Below are 18,960 nucleotides of genomic sequence, written 5' to 3' on the forward strand. Positions count from 1 at the left end.
GCTTCTGCGTGATTTTTGTATTCCTTCTGCGTTCGGCTGTCCGATCCCGTATTCGCCTTAACCGTCGCTTCCAACCATGAGCATCTTCGAAGGTTTTCTTTCCACGTCCGAGACGCTCGGCGCCTTCAGCGACCGCGCCTTCGTCGACGCGATGCTGCGCTTCGAGGCCGCGCGCTCTCGCGCGCCCAGGCCGCCGAGGGGTTGATCCCCGAGAGCGCGGCGCATTCCATCGTCGGCAGCTGCAAGGTCGAGCTGTTCGATGTCGCCAAGATCGTGCGCGAGAGCGGGCGCGCCGGCAGCGTCGCGATTCCGCTCGTCAAGGCGCTGCGCGAGGCGGTGGGCCTGTTCAACGCCGAGGCCGCGCCCTTCGTGCATTTCGGCAGCACCAGCCAGGACGTGATCGACAGCGCGATGGCGCTGGTCACGCGCGAAGCGGTGGCGCTGGTCGAGGCCGACCTCGCCAAGGCGGCCGGCGCGCTGCTGCGGCTCGCGGTGCAGCATGCCGAGACGCCGATGCTCGCGCGCACGCTGATGCAGCCGGCCTCGGTCACCAGCTTCGGCTTCAAGTGCGCGGGCTGGGCGGCGCCGCTGGTGCGCAGCCGCGTCCGCCTGCGTGCGGCGGCGAGCCATGCGCTGCAGCTGCAGCTGGGCGGCGCGGTCGGCACGCTGGCGCAGATGAAGGGGCAGGGCGCGGCGGTGCGCAGGCGCATGGCCGCCGAACTCAAGCTCGGCGATCCTGGCGCGACCTGGCACACGCAGCGCGACGAATGGGTGGCGCTCGGCTGCGAACTCGGCCTCCTCACCGGCAGCCTGGGCAAGATCGCGGTCGACATCGCGCTGCTCGGGCAGTACGAGGTCGGCGAAGTCACCGAGCCCAGCGAGCCCGGCCGCGGCGGCTCGTCGGCGATGCCGCACAAGCGCAACCCGGTGGCCTCGATGGTCGCGATCGCCGCCGCGCACCGCGCGCCGCAGCGCGTGGCCGCCTTGCTCGGCGCGATGCCGCAGCAGCACGAGCGCGCCCTCGGCGCCTGGCAGGCGGAGCTGGCCGAATGGCCGCAGCTCTTGATGTCGGCGCACGGCAGCGTGCGTGCGATGGCGGCCGCATTGCCGGGCCTGCAGGTGGACGCCGCGCGCATGCGCGCCAACATCGACCGGCTGCGCGCCGAGCTGCCGCGCAGCGCCGCCGACGAATGGTTCGATCCGGCGCTCGCCGCCGGGGCCGGGCAGACCGCGCGCGCCGAAGCCGAGGCGCTCCAGGCCCAACTCTCAGACAAGGAACTCTCTGCATGACCGCACCCGAACAACCGGGCTCCGCCGACTACGAAGCCGGCCTCGTCAACCGCCGCCGCGTGCTCGGCGATGCCTGGGTCGACCGCTCGCTCGCGAACCGCAACGCCTTCAACGCCGAGTTCCAGGAACTCATCACGCGCCATGCGTGGAACGACATCTGGGGCCGGCCCGCGCTCGGCGACAAGACGCGCCGCTTCATGGTGCTGTCGATGATGCTCGGCATCCATGCCTACGAGGAGTTCGCGATGCACGTGCGCGCCGCGCTCGACGGCCCGCCCGAATCGCGCCTCACGCCCGATGACATCAAGGAAGTCATCATGATGGCCGCCATCTACTGCGGCGTGCCGGTGGCCAACCATGCCTTCGGCATCGCCACCGGCATCCTGCGCGAAAAGGGCCTGCTGCCGCCAGCGGCGGCGCAGTGAGCGCGCCGCGCCCCGGGGGCGGCGGCCGCCTTTTTCGGCCCGGCTTCACGCTGCTGCTGCCCCTGCTGCTCGCGGCCCAGCCGGTGGCGACCGACAGCTACCTGCCGGCGCTGCCCGCGATCGCGAACGAGCTCGGCTCGGCCAGCACCAGCCTCACGCTGTTCGTGCTGGCCTTCGGCTGCGCGCAGCTGCTCTGCGGGCCGCTGGCCGACCGCTTCGGCCGCCGGCCGGTGCTGCTCGCGGGGCTGGCCTGCTACGTGGTCGCGGCGCTCGGCGGCGCCTTTGCGCACAGCGTGGCGATGCTCGCGGCCTGCCGCACGCTGCAGGGCTTCTCGATGGCCGCCATCCTGGTCTGCGCGCGCGCCGCGGTGCGCGACCTCTATCCCGCGCACGAAGGGCCGCACGTGATGGCGCGCGGGCTCACGGGCCTGGGCGTGGTGGGGCTGCTCGCGCCGCTCGTCGGCGCATGGCTGGTGCAGGGCGCGGGCTGGCGCTGGGTGATGGGGCTGATGGCGCTCTATGCGCTGGTGCTGTTCGCGCTGTGCTGGCGCGCCTTCGGCGAAACGCGGCAGCCGCTCGCCGAAGGCGCGCCCGCGACGCAGCGCGGCAGCACGCGCGCGGTGTTCGCGAGCCGCAGCTTCCGCGCCTGGGCTTCGGTGGCCGCGGCCACCTACGGCGGGCTGTTCTGCTTCCTGCTGCTCTCGCCGATGGTCTACATCGGCTACCTCGGCTGGTCGCCCGCGTGGTACGGCTGGATTCCCGCGGGCGGCTCGCTGGTCTACATCTTCAGCACCACCATGTGCCGGCGCCTGCTGCGCCGCCACGGACCGGTGCGCACCGTGCAGCTCGGCGCCATGCTGAGCATCGCGGGCGCGGCGATCCAGGCGCTGGGCTGCTGGCTCGCGCCGCAGAGCGCGCTGCCGCTGCTCGCGGGCCATGCGGTCTACTGCCTGGGCCATGGCATCCACCAGCCCTGCGGCCAGGCCGGCGCCGTGGGCGACCTGCCGCATCTTGCCGGCCGCGCCGTCTCGTGGTCGGGTTTCGGCATGATGATGGTGGCTTTCGGCGTCGGCCAGATCGCGGCACAGTTCGTCGACACGGGCTATTCGAACGGCGCGTGGCCGATGGTCGTGCCGATGCTGCTCGCGGGCGGCGTGCTGCTGGCCATCGCGTTCCTGTGGCTGCCGCGCCTCCACCAACCACCCCATCCGACCAGGAAGGAAACACCATGACCCGTTTGAACGTCGTCCGCGAAGGCAGCGGTCCCTTCGTCGTGCTGAGCCATGCGCTCGGCTGCGACCTGCACATGTGGGACGGCGTGGCCGAGCAGCTCGCGCGCGGCCACACCGTGATCCGCTACGACCACCGCAACCATGGCGGCTCCGAAGTCGTGCCGGGCGCGCTGCACGTGGAAACGCTGGCGCAGGACGCGGCCGAGCTGATCCGGCGCGAGGCCGGCGGCGAGCCGGTGCACTTCGTCGGCCTGTCGATGGGCGGCATGACCGCCCAGGCGCTCGCGGTGCGGCATCCCGAGCTGTTGCGCAGCATCGTGATCGCGAACTCGTCGGCCCACTACCCCGACCGCTCGCCATGGCGCGCGCGCGTCGAGACCGTCGCCTCGCAGGGCGTGGCGGCCATCGCGCAGGGCGCGGTGGCACGCTGGCTCACGCCCGGCTACGTGACGACCGGCGAGGGCAAGGCCGCGGCCCAGGCGCTCCACGAGGTGCTGGTGCGCACCGGTCCGCAGGGCTACATCGAGGCCTGCCAGGCGGTGGCGGCGATCGATTTCCGCGACAGCAACCGCCGCATCGCCGTGCCCACGCTGGTGATCGCGGGCGTGCAGGACGAGGCCACGCCGCTCGCGATGTCCGAAGCCATCGCGGCGGCGATTCCTGGTGCACGGCTCGCGACCATCGACGCGGCGCACCTGAGCGCGGTGGAGCGGCCGGTGGAGTTCAGTCAGCTGCTGATCGATTACTGGCGCAGCCTTTGAGGAAACGGCTTCGGGCCACCCGGCCCACGCCTAGGTCTAACCCCTATTACGTCCGAACAGTGCACGTTTGCGTTCGATCATCGAACGCTACATGCATGCGAAGCGTTGTAGCGGGCGCAGGCTGTTCCTACAGTCACGTCCCATGCACCGCGCCATCGCCACCGTCTCCCTCAGCGGCACGCTTCGCCAGAAGCTCGAGGCCGTCGCGGCCGCGGGTTTCCAGGGCATCGAGCTGTTCGAGAGCGACTTCGTCAATTTCAGGGGTTCGGCCGCCGAGCTGCGCCGCATTGCCGCGGACCTGGGCCTTTCGATCGACCTCTACCAGCCGTTCCGCGACTTCGAGGCGATGCCCGAGGCGCAGTTCCGCCGCAGCCTGGATCGCGCCGAGCGCAAGTTCGATCTGATGGCGGCGATGGGCGCGCCGCTGATGCTGTGCTGCTCGAACACCTCGCCGCTCGCCGTCGACGACCCGGCGCTGGCGGCCGCGCAGCTGCACGAACTCGCCGAGCGCGCCGCGCGCCGGGGGCTGCGCGTGGGCTTCGAGGCGCTGGCCTGGGGTCGCTTCACTTCGCGTTACGGCCAGGCCTGGGAGATCGTGCGCCAGGCCGATCATCCCGCGCTCGGGCTGATCCTCGACAGCTTCCACACGCTATCGCTGAAGGACGATCCCGCGAGCATCGCGCGCATCCCGGGCGAGAAGATCTTCTTCCTGCAGATGGCCGATGCGCCGCTGCTCTCGATGGACGTGCTGCAGTGGGCGCGCCACCACCGTTCGTTTCCGGGCCAGGGCGAGCTCGAGGTGATCGGCTTCTTCGAGCAGGTGCTGCGCGCGGGCTATGCCGGGCCGCTGTCGCTCGAGATCTTCAACGACCTGTTCCGCGAGACGCCGAACCGCCGCACCGCGGTGGATGCGATGCGCTCGCTGCTGTACCTCGAGAGCGAGGCGCGGCGCCGGCTCGCGGCCCGCGGCCGTCGAACCGACGCCCGCCGTCGCTCTGTTCGCGCCGCCGCCGGCGCCTGCGCTCTCGGGCCTGTCGTTCATCGAATTCGCGGCCGACGAGGCCGCCGCCGCGACGCTGGGCACGCTGTTCGAGCAGCTCGGCTTCCGCCGCATCGGCCGGCACCGCTCCAAGGCCGTGGCGCTGTACCGCCAGGGCGAGATCAACCTGCTGGTCAATGCCGAGCCCGACTCGTTCGCGCGCGGCCGCTTCGAGGCGCATGGGACTTCGGTCTGCGCGCTCGGCGTGCGCTGCGCCGATCCGCAGGCGGCCGTCGACCGCGCCACCGCGATGTGCTCGCAGCGCCACGACAGCCCCGTGGGACCGGGCGAACTGCGGGTGCCCGCGATCGTGGCGCCGGGCGGCAACCTGATTCACTTCGTCGCCGAGTCGCTCGGGGCGGACGGCCTCTACGAAGCCGACTTCGTGCGCGACGATGCGGCAGAGGTTCGCGGCGCCGGCCTCGTGCGCATCGACCACGTGGCGCTCGGCCTCGCGCTCGACCAGCTCGACACCTGGGTGCTGTTCACGCGCGCGGTGCTCGGCCTCTCGCCTGGCGAGAGCCTGGAGCTGGCCGATCCCTTCGGACTGATCCGCAGCCGCGGCGTCGCCAATGCCGACCGCAGCGTGCGGCTGGTGCTCAACGTCTCGCTGAGCCAGCGCACGCGCACCGCGCGCACCTTGAGCCGCACGGGCGGCGGCGCGGTGCACCACATCGCGCTGGCCTGCGCGGACATCTTCGACACCGTGGCGCAGCTGCGTGCGCGCGGCACGCGCTTCGTGCCGATCTCGGACAACTACTACGACGACCTCGGCACGCGCATCGAACTCGACCCCGCGCTGCTCGCGCGCATGCGCGACGCCGGCGTGCTCTTCGATCGCTCGCCGGCCGGCGACTACCTGCACATCTACACCGAGAGCCTCGACGGCGGGCTCTTCTTCGAACTCGCGCAGCGCACCGCGGGCTACGACGCCTACGGCGCGCTCAATGCCCCCGCGCGCATGGCCTCGCAGGCGCAGGACTGATTTCCTTCTTTCCGTTTTTCTTTCCTCAACCCGGAGACACGCATGGCAAACCCCATGGCCCACGAGCCCCAAGGCCGGCACCAGTCGAAGAAGGCCGCCGCGAGCGGCTGGATCGGCTCGGCGCTCGAGTACTACGACTTCTTCATCTACGCCACCGCGGCGGCGCTGATCTTTCCGCAGATCTTCTTTCCCAAGGGCGATCCGAAGACGGCCATCATCGCCTCGCTCGCGACCTACGGCGTGGGCTACATCGCGCGGCCCATCGGCGCCTTCGTGCTCGGCCACTGGGGCGACACGCACGGGCGCAAGCAGGTGCTGGTGCTGTGCATGTTCCTGATGGGCTTCTCGACCGTGGCCGTCGGGCTGCTGCCGACCTACGACCAGGTCGGCCTGCTGGCGCCTGCGCTGCTGGTGCTGATGCGGCTGATCCAGGGCTTCGCGGTGGCGGGCGAGATCTCGGGCGCGAGCTCGATGATCCTCGAGCACGCGCCCTTCGGCCGGCGCGGCTTCTTCGCGAGCTTCACGCTGCAGGGCGTGCAGGCCGGCCAGATCATGGCCGCGGCCGTGTTCCTGCCGCTCGCGCACTACATGCCCGAGGAGGCCTTCAACTCGTGGGGCTGGCGCATTCCGTTCCTGCTGAGCTTCCTGGTGATCGTCGCGGGCTACATCATCCGCCGCGAGGTCGACGAGACGCCGGCCTTCGCCGAGGTCGACAAGAAGGGCGAGGTGCCCCGTGCGCCGATCATCCAGGCCTTCACCGACAGCTGGCGCGACATGCTGCGCGTGATCTGCATGGCGCTGATGAACGTGATCCCCGTGGTGGCCACCGTGTTCGGCGGCGCCTACGCGGTGCAGGCCGCCTACGGCATCGGCTTCCAGAAGGACGTGTACCTGTGGATTCCGGTGCTCGGCAACATCGTGGCGGTGCTGGTGATCCCGTTCGTGGGCAACCTCTCGGACCGCATCGGCCGCAAGCCGCCGATCATCGTCGGCGCGCTGGCCTCGGGGCTGCTGTCGTTCGTCTACCTGTATGCCATCAGCATCAAGAACGTGCCGCTCGCGATCTGCATGTCACTGCTGATGTGGGGCGTGGTCTACCAGGGCTACAACGCGACCTTCCCGAGCTTCTATCCGGAACTGTTCCGCACCCGCAGCCGGGTCTCGGCCATGGCGGTCTCGCAGAACCTCGGCACCACCGTCACGGCCCTGCTGCCGGCGCTGTTCGCGGCCGTGGCGCCTCCCGGCGCGAACAACATCTGGCTGACCGTGGGCGCGATCACCTTCGCGATCACCGTGCTCGCGGCGCTCGCGGCCATGAGCGCACGCGAAACCTACCGCGTGCACATGAACGACCTGGGCAAGCCGGACGCGGTGCCGGTCGACAAGGCCGAGTACGACCGCCTGCGCGAACAGACGCTGACGGATGCGCGCATGGCACGCGCCGCGGCCTGAATCCCCTGCGCGCACCAAGGCCGGCGGCGTGATGAAGAATGGCGGCATGACCTCCCATCTCAAGATCGACTTCGTCTCCGACGTGGCCTGCCCCTGGTGCGCCGTGGGCCTCGGCTCGCTGGAAGCCGCGCTCCGGCGCGTGGCGCCCGACGTCACGGCCGAACTGCATTTCCAGCCCTTCGAGCTCAATCCGCAGATGCCCCCCGAGGGCCAGGACACCTTCGAGCACCTGAACCAGAAGTACGGTTCCACGCGCGAGCAGCAGGAACAGTCGCGCGAGATGATCCGCGCGCGCGGCGCCGAGGTGGGCTTCGAGTTCCATCCCGAAGGCCGTCCGCGCGTCTACAACACCTTCGATGCGCACCGGCTGCTGCACTGGGCCGGGCTCGAAGATGCGGGCAGGCAGCTGGCGCTCAAGAAGCGGCTGCTCAAGGCCTTCTTCACCGACCGCGAGAATCCTTCCGATCACGCGGTGCTGGTGCGCCTGGCCGGCGAGGTCGGGCTCGACGCCGCGCGGGCGCGCGAGATCCTCGCCAGCGACGAGTTCGCGCAGGAGACCCGCGAACGCGAGCGCATGTACACCGACGCGGGCATCCACTCGGTGCCTGCGATCATCATCAACGACCACCACCTGATCTCGGGCGGCCAGCCGGTCGAGGTGTTCGAGCGCGCGCTGCGGCAGATTGCGGGGGCGCAGCCGAGCGGGGTCGTTTCGGCCTGAGGCGGAGTGGCCGGGTCGCGTCACAGATCGGCTATAACCTCGGCTTCCGTAGTGCCATCCCGGCAAAGGAGTTCCCGATGGATTTGAGTTCCCAGTTCGGCCGCACGGCGTTCGCCCTCTGCGTCGGTGCGCTGCTGTCGGCCGCGGCTTCGGTCAGTGCGGGCGAACTCGCGCACCAGGCGGCAAGCGCGGGCGACGGCGTCGGCGCAGAAACCATCCGGCAGCATCTCGCCAGCACCCTGGCGGAGGACTCGGTGCTGAAGCCGCTTCCGCGCAACAACGCGCGGTACAGCTTCGACGGAAAGGTTCGCACCTATGTCGTGCCGGTTCGCCCGGCCATCGACAACCCGATGACCGGCTATTCGCGCTTCGACAGCAGTTCGTTCCGTCGCGACACTGTGACCACGGAGTTCTCGAACCTCGGCTGGCTCCAGGCGGCGTACAAGCGCCTCGCCGGGGACTGAGGACGACGAGGTGGCGAGGACTGCCGCGCCGCCTGCCGTCCCGAAGCCGCCCGCGATCGACGCCCGGCGTGTCCCCCGCAGCCAGCATGACATAGCGGCATGGATGCAGGCGCTGGACACGCGAAGCGGCGCCTGAACCCGATGCCTCAACCCACCACATCGACACCCCCCAGGGCCGCCCGGGGCCCACTGGCGCTGGCGCGCGTGCTGCACGCCGTGGTCGCGCTTGCGGCGGCTGGGGGTGTGGGGCTCGAGCTCGCGAGCGCGATCCTCCATGGGCCGGGCCTCGCGCCGACGCAGTTCGAGCGACTGGTGCGCCTGTTCAGCTATTTCACGATCGATTCGAACCTGCTGATCGGCGGCGTCTGCGCGCTGCTGGTCTTCCGGCCTGCGCACGACGGCGCGCTGTTCCGCGTGCTGCGGCTCACGGCGCTGCTGTGCATCGCGGTCACGGGCGTCGTGTTCCATGCGCTGCTCACCGGCTTGCGCGAGCTCACGCCGTCGGGGGAACTCGCCAATTTCCTGCTGCACACCGTGACGCCGCTCGGCGCGGTGCTCGGCTGGCTGCTCGTGGGCCCGCGCCCGCGCACCGATCGCGGCACCATCGGCCGCGCGGTGCTGCTGCCCCTGGCCTGGATCGTCTACACCTTCGTGCGCGGCGCGTTCGTCGACTGGTATCCCTATCCCTTCATGGACGTGGCGAGGATCGGTCTCGCGCGCGCCGTGCTCAATTCGGCCGGGGTCGCCGCGGTCTTTCTCGCGATGGCCTTCGGCCTGCGCTGGCTCGAGCGGCGGCTGCCGGCGGCGCCGGCCCCCTGAACGCACCGGGTTTGCCGCTCGTCGCAGAATGGCCGCCGACAAACAGGACCTCCGAATGACCACACTGCAGCAACTCCTCGGCACCGAGCTTCCATTGATCCAGGCCCCGATGGCCGGCGTGCAGGGCAGCGCCATGGCGATCGCCGTCAGCAATGCGGGCGGGCTCGGCTCGCTGCCCTGCGCGATGCTCGGCAACGACGCGATCCGCAGCGAGGTCGCCGCGATCCGCGCGGGCACCGGCAAGCCCTACAACCTCAACTTCTTCGCGCATGTTTCGCCCGCACCCGATGCGGCGCGCGAGGCGACGTGGCGCGAGGCGCTGTCGCCGTACTACCGCGAGTTCGGCATCGATGCGGCCGCCATTCCGGCCGGGCCGGGGCGCAATCCCTTCAGCGCCGCGGTGGCCGAGGTGCTCGCCGAATTCCGGCCGCCGGTGGTGAGCTTCCATTTCGGGCTGCCGCCCGAGGCGCTGCTGGCGCAGGTGCGCGGATGGGGTTCGAAGATCCTGGGCTCCGCCACCACGGTCGACGAGGCGCTGTGGCTCGAGGCGCACGGCGTCGATGCCGTCATCGCGCAGGGCCTTGAGGCGGGCGGGCACCGCGGGCACTTCCTCTCGCACGACCTCACGAAGCAGCTCGGCACCTTCGCGCTCCTGCCGCAGCTGGTGCGCGCGGTGCGCGTGCCGGTGATCGCGGCCGGCGGCATCGTCGATGCCGCCGGCGTGGCCGCCGCGATGAAGCTGGGCGCGGCGGGCGTGCAGGTGGGCACGGCCTACATGCTCGCGCCCGAAGCCACGACGAGTGCCGTGCACCGCGCGGCGCTCCAGAGCGAGGCGGCGCGCCACACGGCGCTGACCAACCTCTTCACCGGACGGCCCGCGCGCGGGATAGTCAACCGCGTAATGCGCGACCTCGGACCCATCGGTGCCGCGGCGCCCGAATTCCCGCTCGCCACCTCGGGCATCGCGCCGCTGCGCGCCAAGGCCGAGGCGCAGGGCAGCGGGGACTTCTCTCCGCTCTGGTCGGGCCAGAACACCACCGGCTGCCGCGAGCTGCCGGCCGCCGAGATCACGCGCGCGCTGGCGCGCGGCTTTGCCTGAGAGGCCGCGCATGGCGCAGCAGCTTCATCTGCCCCTGAAGTTTCTCGAGCAGCCCGCGGGTGCGAACGTGCGCGAGCCGTGGCTGCTGGTGCTGATGCACGGCGTGGGCAGCAACGAGCAGGACCTGTTCGGCCTCGCGCGGCTGATGCCGCCGCAGTTCCACGTGCTGAGCCTGCGCGCGCCGTACGTGCTGTCGCCCGATGCCTATGCCTGGTTCGAGTTCCAGCAACTGCCCGGCGGCGAGCGGCGCATCGACGAGGAACAGGAGCGCGAGAGCCGCTTCCTGGTCGGCGAGATGGTGGCCTCGGCCGCGCAGCAGCTCGGCGTGCCGGCCGAACGCGTGGTGGTCGGCGGCTTCAGTCAGGGCGGGATCATGGCGCTTTCGCTGCTGCTGACCCAGCCGGGCAAGGTGGGCGCGGCGATGGTCTGGCACGGCCGGCTGCTGCAGCAGGTGGTGCCGCACGTCGCGCCGCCCGAAGCCTTCGAGGGCAGGGCGCTCTGGGTCAGTCACGGCAGCGCCGACAGCGTGATCCCGGCGAGTGCGGCCGAGGCCACGCGTGCGCTGGCGCGCGGCCTGCCGCTGGCGCTCTCGGGCGCCGACTTCCCGGGCGGGCACGAGATCCGGCCCGCCGAGCTGCAGGGCACGCTGGTCTGGTTGCAGTCGCTCACGGCGAGTCACAACGTGCAATAGGTCGCAGCCGCTGGCTGAACTTCGGCGGCTGGCAGACGTCACACGGCGTTACGAGCACGGACGCCGGGTGCGGCCTCGATTGATGCACCATCGGCGTTCGTCTCCCACTGCGCTTTGCAAAAGGAAACCGCCGACATGCCCGAACCAGACATCCCCGAGATTCGCGACACCGCCGAAGCGCCCGCATTCAGACCGCGCCGCGAGAGTTCGACGGGCACGATGGTCGTGATCGTGCTGCTGGCGCTCGCGGCGGCTTTCCTGGGATGGCGCTGGTACCAGCAACAGCAGCCGGTGCCGGCCGAACCGGCGCCAGCGGTGGCGGCCGCACCGAACGACGGCCCGGTGGTGCCCCCGCTTTCGCCGCTGCCGGAATTGCTGGAACCGCACAACCCGCTGGAAGGCCTGGCGCCGCCCGATGCCGGACTGCCCGCGGTGGCGGATTCCGATTCGCGCGTGGCGAAGGCGCTGGCCGAGGTGTTCGGCAGCCGCAACGTCTCGGAATTCCTGCTGCCCGACGGCGTGGTGCGCCGCTTCGTCGCCACGGTGGACAACCTTCCGCGCGAGCACGCGCCCGCGAGCCGTTGGCCCGTGCATCCGGCCAAGCAGCGCTTCATCACCGGGCAGCAGGGCGGTGCCGAAGTCATCGATGCCCGCAATGCCGCGCGCTACGCGCCGCTGGTGCAGCTCGCGCAGTCGGTCGACGCGGCCAAGGCGGCCAAGGCGTATGCGCGGCTCTATCCGCTGTTCCAGCAGGCCTATGAAGAGCTCGGCTACCCGGGCCGCTACTTCAACGACCGGCTCGTGGCCGTGATCGACCACCTGCTGCAGGCGCCCGAGCCCGCCGGGCCGGTGCGGGTGCGCCTGGTCGAGGTCAAGGGCAGCGTGCCCTCGCAGCGGCCCTGGGTGCGCTACGAATACGCCGACCCCGAACTCGAAGCGCTCTCGTCGGGCCAGAAGATCATGGTGCGCGTCGGCCTCGAGAACGAGCGCCGGCTCAAGGCCAGCCTGCGCGGCTTTCGCGCGCAGATCGCCACGGGCGACATCGCGAAGAAGCAGAAGCAGCCGTCGTCGCAGCCGCAGTCCTGACGCCGGGCGGCGCCTGTAGGCGCGGACCGATTGCGCGCGGCGCCGATGGCGCAGATGATCGGCCGACCCACGAGGGCGCGGCCGCCGGACGGCACCGCGCCTGGCCTTCACGATTTGCTGCAAAGATTTCGAGGACCACCGTATGAGCCTGATGAGCGTCGACCTCTACCAGAGTGCCACCGATCCCGAGAAATTCCTGGCGCTGCCCGCCGGCACCGACCCGAGCGAACTTATGGGTCCGATGACCTTCGACCAGGACTATGCGGAGGTCAAGCGTTACCAGGAAGGCTTCGAGTTCGACCCCGCGCAGGACTATGCCGGCGTCAATGCCGCCAAGATCGCGGCGGACCTGCTCACCGTGAAGTGGGCGATCTACCGCCGCGAATCCTGATCAGGCTTCCTGGTAGTCGCCGACCGGCACGCAGCTGCAGAACAGGTTGCGGTCGCCGTAGACGTTGTCGACCCGGCCCACCGGCGGCCAGTACTTGGCCTGCTTGAGCGCGGCGAGCGGATAGGCGCCGAGCTCGCGCGAGTACGGATGCGTCCATTCGCTGCCCAGCAGGCTGGCGGCGGTGTGCGGCGCATGCTTGAGCGGGTTGTCGTCGCGCGGCCAGACGCCTTCCTCGACGCGCCGGATCTCGCCGCGGATCGCGATCATCGCGTCGACGAAGCGGTCGAGCTCGGCCAGCGGCTCGCTCTCGGTGGGCTCCACCATCAGCGTGCCCGGCACCGGAAAGCTTAGCGTGGGCGCATGGAAGCCGTAGTCGATCAGCCGCTTGGCGACGTCCTCGGCGGTGACGCCGCTGGTCTCCTTGAGCGGGCGCAGGTCGAGGATGCACTCGTGCGCCACGTGCCCGTTGGGGCTCGCGTACAGCGTCGGATAGTGGTCCTTGAGCCGCGCGCTGATGTAGTTGGCGCTCAGGATCGCGGTCTCGGTCGCGGCCTGCAGGCCCTTGGCGCCCATCATCCGGCAGTACATCCAGCTGATCGGCAGCACGGCCGCATTGCCGAGCGGCGCGGCCGAAACCGCGCCAACGCCGTGGCCCGTGGAACCCGCGGTCGCATGGCCCGGCAGGTAGGGCACGAGGTCCTCGACCACGCAGACCGGTCCCACGCCCGGGCCGCCGCCGCCGTGCGGGATGCAGAAGGTCTTGTGCAGGTTCAGGTGGCTCACGTCGCCGCCGAACTCGCCCGGCGCGGCCACGCCGACCAGCGCGTTCATGTTGGCGCCGTCCACGTACACGCGGCCGCCGTGTTCGTGCACGAGCTCGCACAGCTCCTTCACCCGGGTCTCGAACACGCCGTGCGTGCTGGGGTAGGTGATCATCACCGCCGCGAGCCGCTCGCTGTGCTTCTCGCAGGCGCGCTTCAGGTCGTCCATGTCGACGTTGCCCTGCGCGTCGCAGGCCGTGACCACCACCTGCAGGCCCACCATCTGTGCGCTCGCGGGGTTGGTGCCGTGCGCCGACGAGGGGATCAGGCAGATGTCGCGATGCCCCTGGCCGTTGGCCTCGTGGAAGGCGCGGATCGCAAGCAGGCCCGCGTACTCGCCCTGCGAGCCGGCGTTGGGCTGCAGGCTGATGCCGGCATAGCCGGTGGCTTCGCAGAGCCAGGCGCGCAGCTGGGCGTCGAGCTGGGCATAGCCCACGAGCTGCTCGGCCGGTGCGAAGGGATGGATGTTCGCGAACTCGGGCCAGGTGATCGGGATCATCTCGCTGGTCGCGTTGAGCTTCATGGTGCAGCTGCCGAGCGGGATCATGCTGCGGTCGAGCGCGAGATCCTTGTCCGAGAGGCTGCGGATGTAGCGCAGCATCGCCGTCTCGCTCTTGTGGGTGTTGAACACCGGGTGCGTGAGAAAGGCGCTGGTGCGGCGCAGGTCCTCGGGCAGCCGCGGCGCGGTGCCGGCCAGGTCGTCGAAGCGCGGCATCGGCGTGCCGGCGGGCACGAACAGCGCCCACAGCGCCTCGATGTCGGCGCGCGTGGTGGTCTCGTCGAGCGAGATGCCCAGGTGCTGCTGCAGCCGCTGGCGCAGGTTGATGCCGGCGGCCTGCGCGCGCTCGACGATCCTCGCGGTGTCTTCGCCGGTGCGGATGGTCAGCGAGTCGAAGGCGGTGGCGTTGACCGGCTCGCGGCCCATCTGCGTGAGGCCCTGCGCGAGGATGGCGGTGAGCGCCGCCACGCGCTGCGCGATGCGGGTCAGGCCATCGGGCCCGTGGTAGACGGCGTACATGCTCGCCACCACGGCCGGCAGCACCTGCGCAGTGCAGATGTTCGAGGTCGCCTTCTCGCGGCGGATGTGCTGCTCGCGCGTCTGCAGCGCGAGGCGGTAGGCGCTCTGGCCGTGCGCGTCCACGCTCACGCCCACCAGGCGGCCCGGCAGCGAGCGCTTGAATTCGTCGCGGCAGGCCAGGTAGGCCGCATGCGGACCGCCGTTGCACAGCGGCATGCCGAAGCGTTGCGTGGTGCCGCAGACGATGTCGGCGTCCCATTCGCCGGGCGGCGCGAGCAGCGTGAGCGCCAGCAGGTCGGCAGCCACGCAGAAGGCGGCGTCGCACTGGTGCGCATGGCCCGCGAGCGGGCGCAGGTCGTGCACGTGGCCGGTGGTGGCCGGGTACTGCGCGAGCACGCCGAAGAATTCGCCGCTCACCATCAGGTGCGGCAGCGTCTCGGAGACGGTGCTGACCTTGACCTCGATGCCCAGCGGCGCGGCGCGGGTCTTGATGACCTCGATGGTCTGCGGATGGCAGTCGCCCGAGACCAGGAACACGTTGCTCTTGGCTCTAACGCTGCGCCGGGCGAGCGTCATGGCCTCGGCCGCGGCCGTGGCCTCGTCGAGCATCGAGGCGTTGGCGATCGCCATGCCGGTCAGGTCGCAGACCATGGTCTGGAAGTTCAGCAGCGCCTCCATGCGGCCCTGCGAGATCTCGGCCTGGTAGGGCGTGTAGGCGGTGTACCAGGCGGGGTTCTCGAGCACGTTGCGCAGGATCACGCCCGGCGTGTGGGTGCCGTAGTAGCCCTGACCGATGAAGCTCTTGAACACCTTGTTCTTCGCCGCGATCGCCTTCAGCTCGGCCAGCGCGTCCGCCTCGGTGACCGGGGCCGGCAGCCGCATCGGCCTGGCGCGGCGGATGGCCGCGGGCACGATGCCGTCGATGAGTTCCGCGCGCGTCTCGGAGCCGATCACCGGCAGCATGCGCGCCTCGTCGGCCGCATCGATGCCGATGTGGCGGGCGAGGAATTCTTCGGCGTTCTCGAGTTCTTGCAGGGAGGGGAGGGAGGGAGTGGGCATGGCGGGTGTCGGGAAAAAGGCGGGATCGGGGCCAGAACGCAGAGGCCGCAGAGGTTTCGCAGAAGTCGCGAAAGCAGACAGAAAAATGAATTCCTTCTGCGACTTCTGCGAAGTTTTTGTCTTCCTTCTGCGTCCGGCTGTCCGTATTCAGCAGCGCATCAAGACTCGGCCGCGAACTTGTCGTACGAGGCCGCGTCGAGCAGCGCATCGAGCTGCGACGGGTCGCTGAGCTTCACCTTGAAGAACCAGCCGGCTGCGAGCGGGTCGCTGTTGGCGAGCGAGGGGTCGGCGCGCAGGGCCTCGTTGACTTCGGTGATCTCGCCCGAGACCGGCATGAACACGTCGGCCGCGGCCTTGACCGATTCGACGACACCGGCGACCTCGCCCTGCGCGAAGGTCTTGCCGACTTCGGGCAGGTCGACGAACACCACGTCGCCGAGCGCGTCCTGCGCATGCACGGTGATGCCGACGGTGGCCGCGTCGCCTTCGGCCGAGACCCATTCATGGTCCTTGGTGTACTTGATGCTCATGGTGAAGAAACTCCTCGTGGAAAAAACAAAAGGTGGGTCGGCCGGCTGGCTTCAGCCGCGGTAGTAGCGGGTGGGCACGAAAGGCATGGTCGAGACTTCCATCGGCACCGGCTTGCCGCGCACGATGGCCTGCACGCGCGTGCCGGGCTCGGCGAAGGCGGTGGCGACGTAGCCCATCGCGATCGGCCGGTCGGCCGTGGGGCCGAGCAGGCCGCTCGTCACCAGGCCGATGTCCTGGCCCTCGAAGGACTGCAGCACCGTGCCGTCGCGCACCGGAATGCGTTCCAGCGCCACGAGGCCGACGCGCTTGCGCGTGAGCGTCTCATGGTCGGTGCGGCCCGCCGCGCCCGCGGTGGCTGCCGCGAGCTGGCCCAGCACCCGGGCCGCGCCGGGAAAGCCGCCTTCGCGCGCGCCGCCCGCGCGGCGGACCTTCTGGATCGCCCAGTTCAGCGAGGCTTCGACCGGCGTGGTGGTGGTGTCGATGTCGTTGCCGTAGAGGCACAGGCCGGCCTCGAGCCGCAGCGAATTGCGCGCGCCCAGGCCGATGGGCTTGACCTCGGGCTGCGCGAGCAGCAGGCGGGCGAGGGCGTCGGCATCCTTGCCGGCCACCGAGATTTCGAAGCCGTCTTCCCCGGTGTAGCCGCTGCGCGTGGCGAAGGCCGCAATGCCGCCGATCTGCACCGCGCCGCCCGTCATGAACACGAAGCGTTCGATGCCCGGCGAAAGCCGCGCGAGCACCGCCGCGGCCTGCGGACCCTGCAGCGCGAGCAGCGCATGGTCGGCGAGCGACTGCACCTCGCAGCGCGCGCCGATCTTCCGTTGGATGTGGGCCAGGTCGGCCACCTTGCACGCGCCGTTGACGATCACGAAGATCGACCCATGCCCCTCGTTGAAGAACATCAGGTCGTCGAGGATGCCGCCCGTGTCGTCGAGCAGCAGGCCGTAGCGCTGCTTGCCGGGCGGCAGGTCGATCACGTCGACCGGCATCAGCGTCTCGAATGCCGCGGCGGCATCGGGCCCGACCAGGCGCAGCTGGCCCATGTGGGAGATGTCGAACAGGCCGGCGGCCTCGCGCGTGTGCCGGTGCTCGGCCATCAGGCCCGCGGGGTACTGCACCGGCATCGAATAGCCGGCGAACGGCACCATGCGGGCGCCCAGTTCCACATGCAGGTCGTGCAGCGGGGTCTTGAGAAGTTGTTCGGCGGAAGCGGCAGAAGTCACCGGGAGGCACTCCAAAGGGGCAGTCGAATTCCATGGCGCAAACCATGGGCCACCCCTGCTGTCCGCTTTACCTGAGAGATTCGCCCCACGATCGGGGTTTGCTCCTTCGGTGGGCCGCCGCGTCCGCATGGGTGCGGGGGCCTCTCTCCAGCAAGGAAGCGACGGCATCCGCCGGCGCTGTGTCAGTCCTTTTGCCTGAGCGTTCGGGAAGTCCCTGCGCCTTCGGCGGCTCCGCGACGCGAAGCTCTCTCCTGACCCGGCGAGTGTAGTGGATCGCGGCGCCCCGGTCGCGGGGCACGGCCGGCGCGGGCCGGTTCAGTGCATGGCTTCCGTCGCCGGCGGCAGCAGCTTGTCGATGCGCTGGCGCAGCGATTCCGCGCGCTCGGCGCCGGCGGTCTTCTCGATCTCGGTGAGCATCAGCGCGGCGATGCTCAGCATCGCGCCGCGGTCGCGCGCCTCGCGCAGCGCATCGCGCATCTGCGTTGCGAACTTCGGATCGCGCCGCACGAACATGCGCTCGCAGATGTCGAACAGGAACATGCGGGTGGTGGCGAGGGAGCGCTTGCCGTCGAAGTTGTCGGCCGCAGCGGGCGGCGGCGCGGGCTCGGTCTCTTCCACGGGGGCCGGCACGGGGGCGGGCGCCGCGATCGGCGCGGCGGGCGCCGCCACCTGCAGATAGCCGCGGTGCGCGAGCGCCTGCAGCGCCTGCTCGGCATCGGCGCGGCTCGCGAAGAGGGGCACGAAGTCCGTCAGCGAACGGCGGCCGTCGGCCATCAGCAGCAGCGCGCGTTCGCGCTGGCTCAGCGTGCGCTGACCGCCCTGGAGTTCGTCGCGTGCCTTGTCGGTCTTGATTGGAAACATGGCGCAACAGCCCTGGAATTCGAGGGCTGAAGCATCGCGGCGGGCGGTGACATCTTCATGAACCTTTTCGCCTTACACGGCGTCGAGAGGCCGCCTGCCGGATTTTTCGCTCAGCCCGCGACTTCCTTGCGGATGAGCCAGCGCTTGTCCACGCGCTGCAGCTCCAGTGTCTTGGGTCCGGTCTGGCTCAACGCGTCGGCGCGGTAGTGCTGCGTGAAGCGGGCGGTGGCGGTGGCGCCGTGGATGCGAATGACGAGGTTCTCGATGTTCACCTCGATGCGCGACCGGTTCGCGATGCGCCGGCGGCGTTCGGCTTCCCAGGCGGCATGGTCGACCCGCTGGTTCGGAACGAAGTCGGGCACGTAGGCGGCGAAGTAGCGCTCGACATCCCGGGCCGACCAGGCTTGCGCCCAGGCGCGCACGGCGGCTTCGACCTCGGCGATCACGGCGCCGCTCTGTGCAGCCGCATCGATGGATGCCGCAGTCGCAGGCGCAGGCGTGGCGGCCACCGGCGCGGGAGCGACCTCCGCGCCGGCGAGCTCCGGCGGATTGGCCACATAGCCCGTGAAGCGCCATCGGCCGGTTTCGTCGAGCGAGAAGCTGAGCCTTTCGGCGCCCGGCTTGCCATCGATGCGGACGGAGGCGAACTCCACATTCGCGTAGATGCCCGCGGGCAGTTGCTGGTCGCCGCCGGCGGCGATGGAACGTCGGTTCACGCCGAGCCAGGTGCGGCGGCTGACGGTGCCGACCGTCTGGCGCGCCCGGCGCGTGGTGTCGATGAACACCGCCTGCGGCACGCGCGCCTTGAGCACGCTCGACGCATCGTTCCAAAGATTGCCGAGGCGGTCCTCGTCGACTTTCCGTAGCGCGCTGCGCGCCTCGCGCAGCAGTTCGTCGGCCGATTCGGCGAGCGGTTCGCCGGCGGCACGGGCGCAGAGCGCCGCGCTCGCCAGCAGCCATGCGCCGGCGAGCTTCATCCAGAAGCGTTGCATTTT

General features: G+C 70.4%; 16 protein-coding genes, 2 pseudogenes and 2 riboswitches. Of the genes and pseudogenes, 13 read left to right on the top strand and 5 right to left on the bottom strand.

All coding sequences use genetic code 11. The annotated features are described in order from the left end of the window. Positions 1-76: 76 nt before the first annotated feature. The 13 genes and pseudogenes from pcaB to M2165_RS19180 all read left to right on the top strand — a co-directional run bounded on the left by pcaB (position 77) and on the right by M2165_RS19180 (position 12,455). Positions 77-1,290: pseudogene (gene pcaB, locus M2165_RS19120) on the top strand (3-carboxy-cis,cis-muconate cycloisomerase). Then, the gene (locus M2165_RS19125; protein WP_280816163.1) at positions 1,287-1,715 is read left to right on the top strand and encodes a carboxymuconolactone decarboxylase family protein; all 429 of its coding nucleotides are present in this window, start codon (positions 1,287-1,289) and stop codon (positions 1,713-1,715) included. The pseudogene pcaB and the gene M2165_RS19125 overlap by 4 nt, the downstream one beginning before the upstream one ends. Then, positions 1,712-2,947 (top strand): multidrug effflux MFS transporter, encoded by a 1,236-nt coding sequence (locus M2165_RS19130; RefSeq protein WP_280816164.1) that lies wholly within the window; start codon positions 1,712-1,714, stop codon positions 2,945-2,947. Before M2165_RS19125 ends, M2165_RS19130 begins: the two co-directional genes overlap by 4 nt. Beyond that, on the top strand, positions 2,944-3,708 hold the full coding sequence (locus M2165_RS19135; protein WP_280816165.1) for an alpha/beta fold hydrolase: 765 nt from the start codon (positions 2,944-2,946) through the stop codon (positions 3,706-3,708). Before M2165_RS19130 ends, M2165_RS19135 begins: the two co-directional genes overlap by 4 nt. 142 nt (positions 3,709-3,850) lie before the next feature. Beyond that, a pseudogene (locus M2165_RS19140) lies at positions 3,851-5,732 on the top strand (TIM barrel protein). Between the two features lie 42 nt (positions 5,733-5,774). After that, positions 5,775-7,184, top strand: coding sequence for an MFS transporter (locus M2165_RS19145; RefSeq protein WP_280816166.1), 1,410 nt, complete (start codon positions 5,775-5,777; stop codon positions 7,182-7,184). 46 nt (positions 7,185-7,230) lie between these two features. After that, entirely contained in the window at positions 7,231-7,905 is a 675-nt protein-coding gene (locus tag M2165_RS19150; protein ID WP_280816167.1) for a DsbA family oxidoreductase, read from the top strand. 77 nt (positions 7,906-7,982) lie between these two features. After that, on the top strand, positions 7,983-8,369 hold the full coding sequence (locus tag M2165_RS19155) for a hypothetical protein (protein WP_280816168.1): 387 nt from the start codon (positions 7,983-7,985) through the stop codon (positions 8,367-8,369). A 204-nt stretch (positions 8,370-8,573) separates the two neighbouring features. Then, complete coding sequence (locus tag M2165_RS19160) at positions 8,574-9,188, top strand: Pr6Pr family membrane protein (protein WP_280816169.1); 615 nt, start codon at positions 8,574-8,576, stop codon at positions 9,186-9,188. A gap of 55 nt (positions 9,189-9,243) precedes the next feature. Continuing rightward, positions 9,244-10,287: a nitronate monooxygenase gene (locus tag M2165_RS19165; RefSeq protein WP_280816170.1), complete on the top strand. Its 1,044-nt coding sequence runs from the start codon at positions 9,244-9,246 to the stop codon at positions 10,285-10,287. 10 nt (positions 10,288-10,297) lie between these two features. Beyond that, positions 10,298-10,978, top strand: a complete 681-nt coding sequence (locus tag M2165_RS19170; protein ID WP_280816171.1) for a dienelactone hydrolase family protein — start codon at positions 10,298-10,300, stop codon at positions 10,976-10,978. A 135-nt stretch (positions 10,979-11,113) separates the two neighbouring features. Beyond that, entirely contained in the window at positions 11,114-12,064 is a 951-nt protein-coding gene (locus M2165_RS19175; protein WP_280816172.1) for a DUF3014 domain-containing protein, read from the top strand. A gap of 142 nt (positions 12,065-12,206) precedes the next feature. Continuing rightward, a complete protein-coding gene (locus M2165_RS19180; protein ID WP_280816173.1) occupies positions 12,207-12,455 on the top strand; it encodes a hypothetical protein in 249 nt (82 codons plus the stop codon). Here the strand turns inward: M2165_RS19180 and gcvP are convergent, their stop codons facing one another. The 5 genes from gcvP to M2165_RS19205 all read right to left on the bottom strand — a co-directional run bounded on the left by gcvP (position 12,456) and on the right by M2165_RS19205 (position 18,957). Further along, positions 12,456-15,353, bottom strand: a complete 2,898-nt coding sequence (gcvP, locus tag M2165_RS19185) for an aminomethyl-transferring glycine dehydrogenase (protein WP_280816174.1) — start codon at positions 15,351-15,353, stop codon at positions 12,456-12,458. A gap of 158 nt (positions 15,354-15,511) precedes the next feature. Then, positions 15,512-15,883 (bottom strand): glycine cleavage system protein GcvH, encoded by a 372-nt coding sequence (gene gcvH, locus M2165_RS19190; protein ID WP_126182265.1) that lies wholly within the window; start codon positions 15,881-15,883, stop codon positions 15,512-15,514. Positions 15,884-15,934: 51 nt separating this feature from the next. Continuing rightward, positions 15,935-17,104 (bottom strand): glycine cleavage system aminomethyltransferase GcvT, encoded by a 1,170-nt coding sequence (gene gcvT / locus M2165_RS19195; protein ID WP_280816175.1) that lies wholly within the window; start codon positions 17,102-17,104, stop codon positions 15,935-15,937. A gap of 48 nt (positions 17,105-17,152) precedes the next feature. Further along, a riboswitch (glycine riboswitch) is annotated at positions 17,153-17,265 on the bottom strand. Positions 17,266-17,277: 12 nt separating this feature from the next. Next, a riboswitch (glycine riboswitch) is annotated at positions 17,278-17,368 on the bottom strand. Positions 17,369-17,419: 51 nt separating this feature from the next. After that, entirely contained in the window at positions 17,420-17,965 is a 546-nt protein-coding gene (locus tag M2165_RS19200) for a hypothetical protein (protein WP_280816176.1), read from the bottom strand. A gap of 110 nt (positions 17,966-18,075) precedes the next feature. Continuing rightward, on the bottom strand, positions 18,076-18,957 hold the full coding sequence (locus M2165_RS19205) for a DUF4019 domain-containing protein (protein ID WP_280816177.1): 882 nt from the start codon (positions 18,955-18,957) through the stop codon (positions 18,076-18,078). Positions 18,958-18,960: the final 3 nt, after the last annotated feature.

Source organism: Variovorax sp. TBS-050B (assembly GCF_029893635.1).
In the GTDB taxonomy this organism is placed as follows: Bacteria; Pseudomonadota; Gammaproteobacteria; order Burkholderiales; family Burkholderiaceae_C; genus Variovorax.

Bases quoted from the DNA above. Each gene is read 5' to 3' on its own strand.
- M2165_RS19170 (WP_280816171.1), top strand. From the start codon at position 10,298: ATGGCGCAGCAGCTTCATCTGCCCCTGAAGTTTCTCGAGCAGCCCGCG.
- M2165_RS19175 (WP_280816172.1), top strand. From the start codon at position 11,114: ATGCCCGAACCAGACATCCCCGAGATTCGCGACACCGCCGAAGCGCCC.
- M2165_RS19150 (WP_280816167.1), top strand. From the start codon at position 7,231: ATGACCTCCCATCTCAAGATCGACTTCGTCTCCGACGTGGCCTGCCCC.
- M2165_RS19165 (WP_280816170.1), top strand. From the start codon at position 9,244: ATGACCACACTGCAGCAACTCCTCGGCACCGAGCTTCCATTGATCCAG.
- M2165_RS19205 (WP_280816177.1), bottom strand. From the start codon at position 18,957: ATGCAACGCTTCTGGATGAAGCTCGCCGGCGCATGGCTGCTGGCGAGC.
- M2165_RS19145 (WP_280816166.1), top strand. From the start codon at position 5,775: ATGGCAAACCCCATGGCCCACGAGCCCCAAGGCCGGCACCAGTCGAAG.
- M2165_RS19135 (WP_280816165.1), top strand. From the start codon at position 2,944: ATGACCCGTTTGAACGTCGTCCGCGAAGGCAGCGGTCCCTTCGTCGTG.
- M2165_RS19180 (WP_280816173.1), top strand. From the start codon at position 12,207: ATGAGCCTGATGAGCGTCGACCTCTACCAGAGTGCCACCGATCCCGAG.
- gcvP (WP_280816174.1), bottom strand. From the start codon at position 15,353: ATGCCCACTCCCTCCCTCCCCTCCCTGCAAGAACTCGAGAACGCCGAA.
- M2165_RS19155 (WP_280816168.1), top strand. From the start codon at position 7,983: ATGGATTTGAGTTCCCAGTTCGGCCGCACGGCGTTCGCCCTCTGCGTC.
- gcvH (WP_126182265.1), bottom strand. From the start codon at position 15,883: ATGAGCATCAAGTACACCAAGGACCATGAATGGGTCTCGGCCGAAGGC.
- M2165_RS19200 (WP_280816176.1), bottom strand. From the start codon at position 17,965: ATGTTTCCAATCAAGACCGACAAGGCACGCGACGAACTCCAGGGCGGT.
- M2165_RS19125 (WP_280816163.1), top strand. From the start codon at position 1,287: ATGACCGCACCCGAACAACCGGGCTCCGCCGACTACGAAGCCGGCCTC.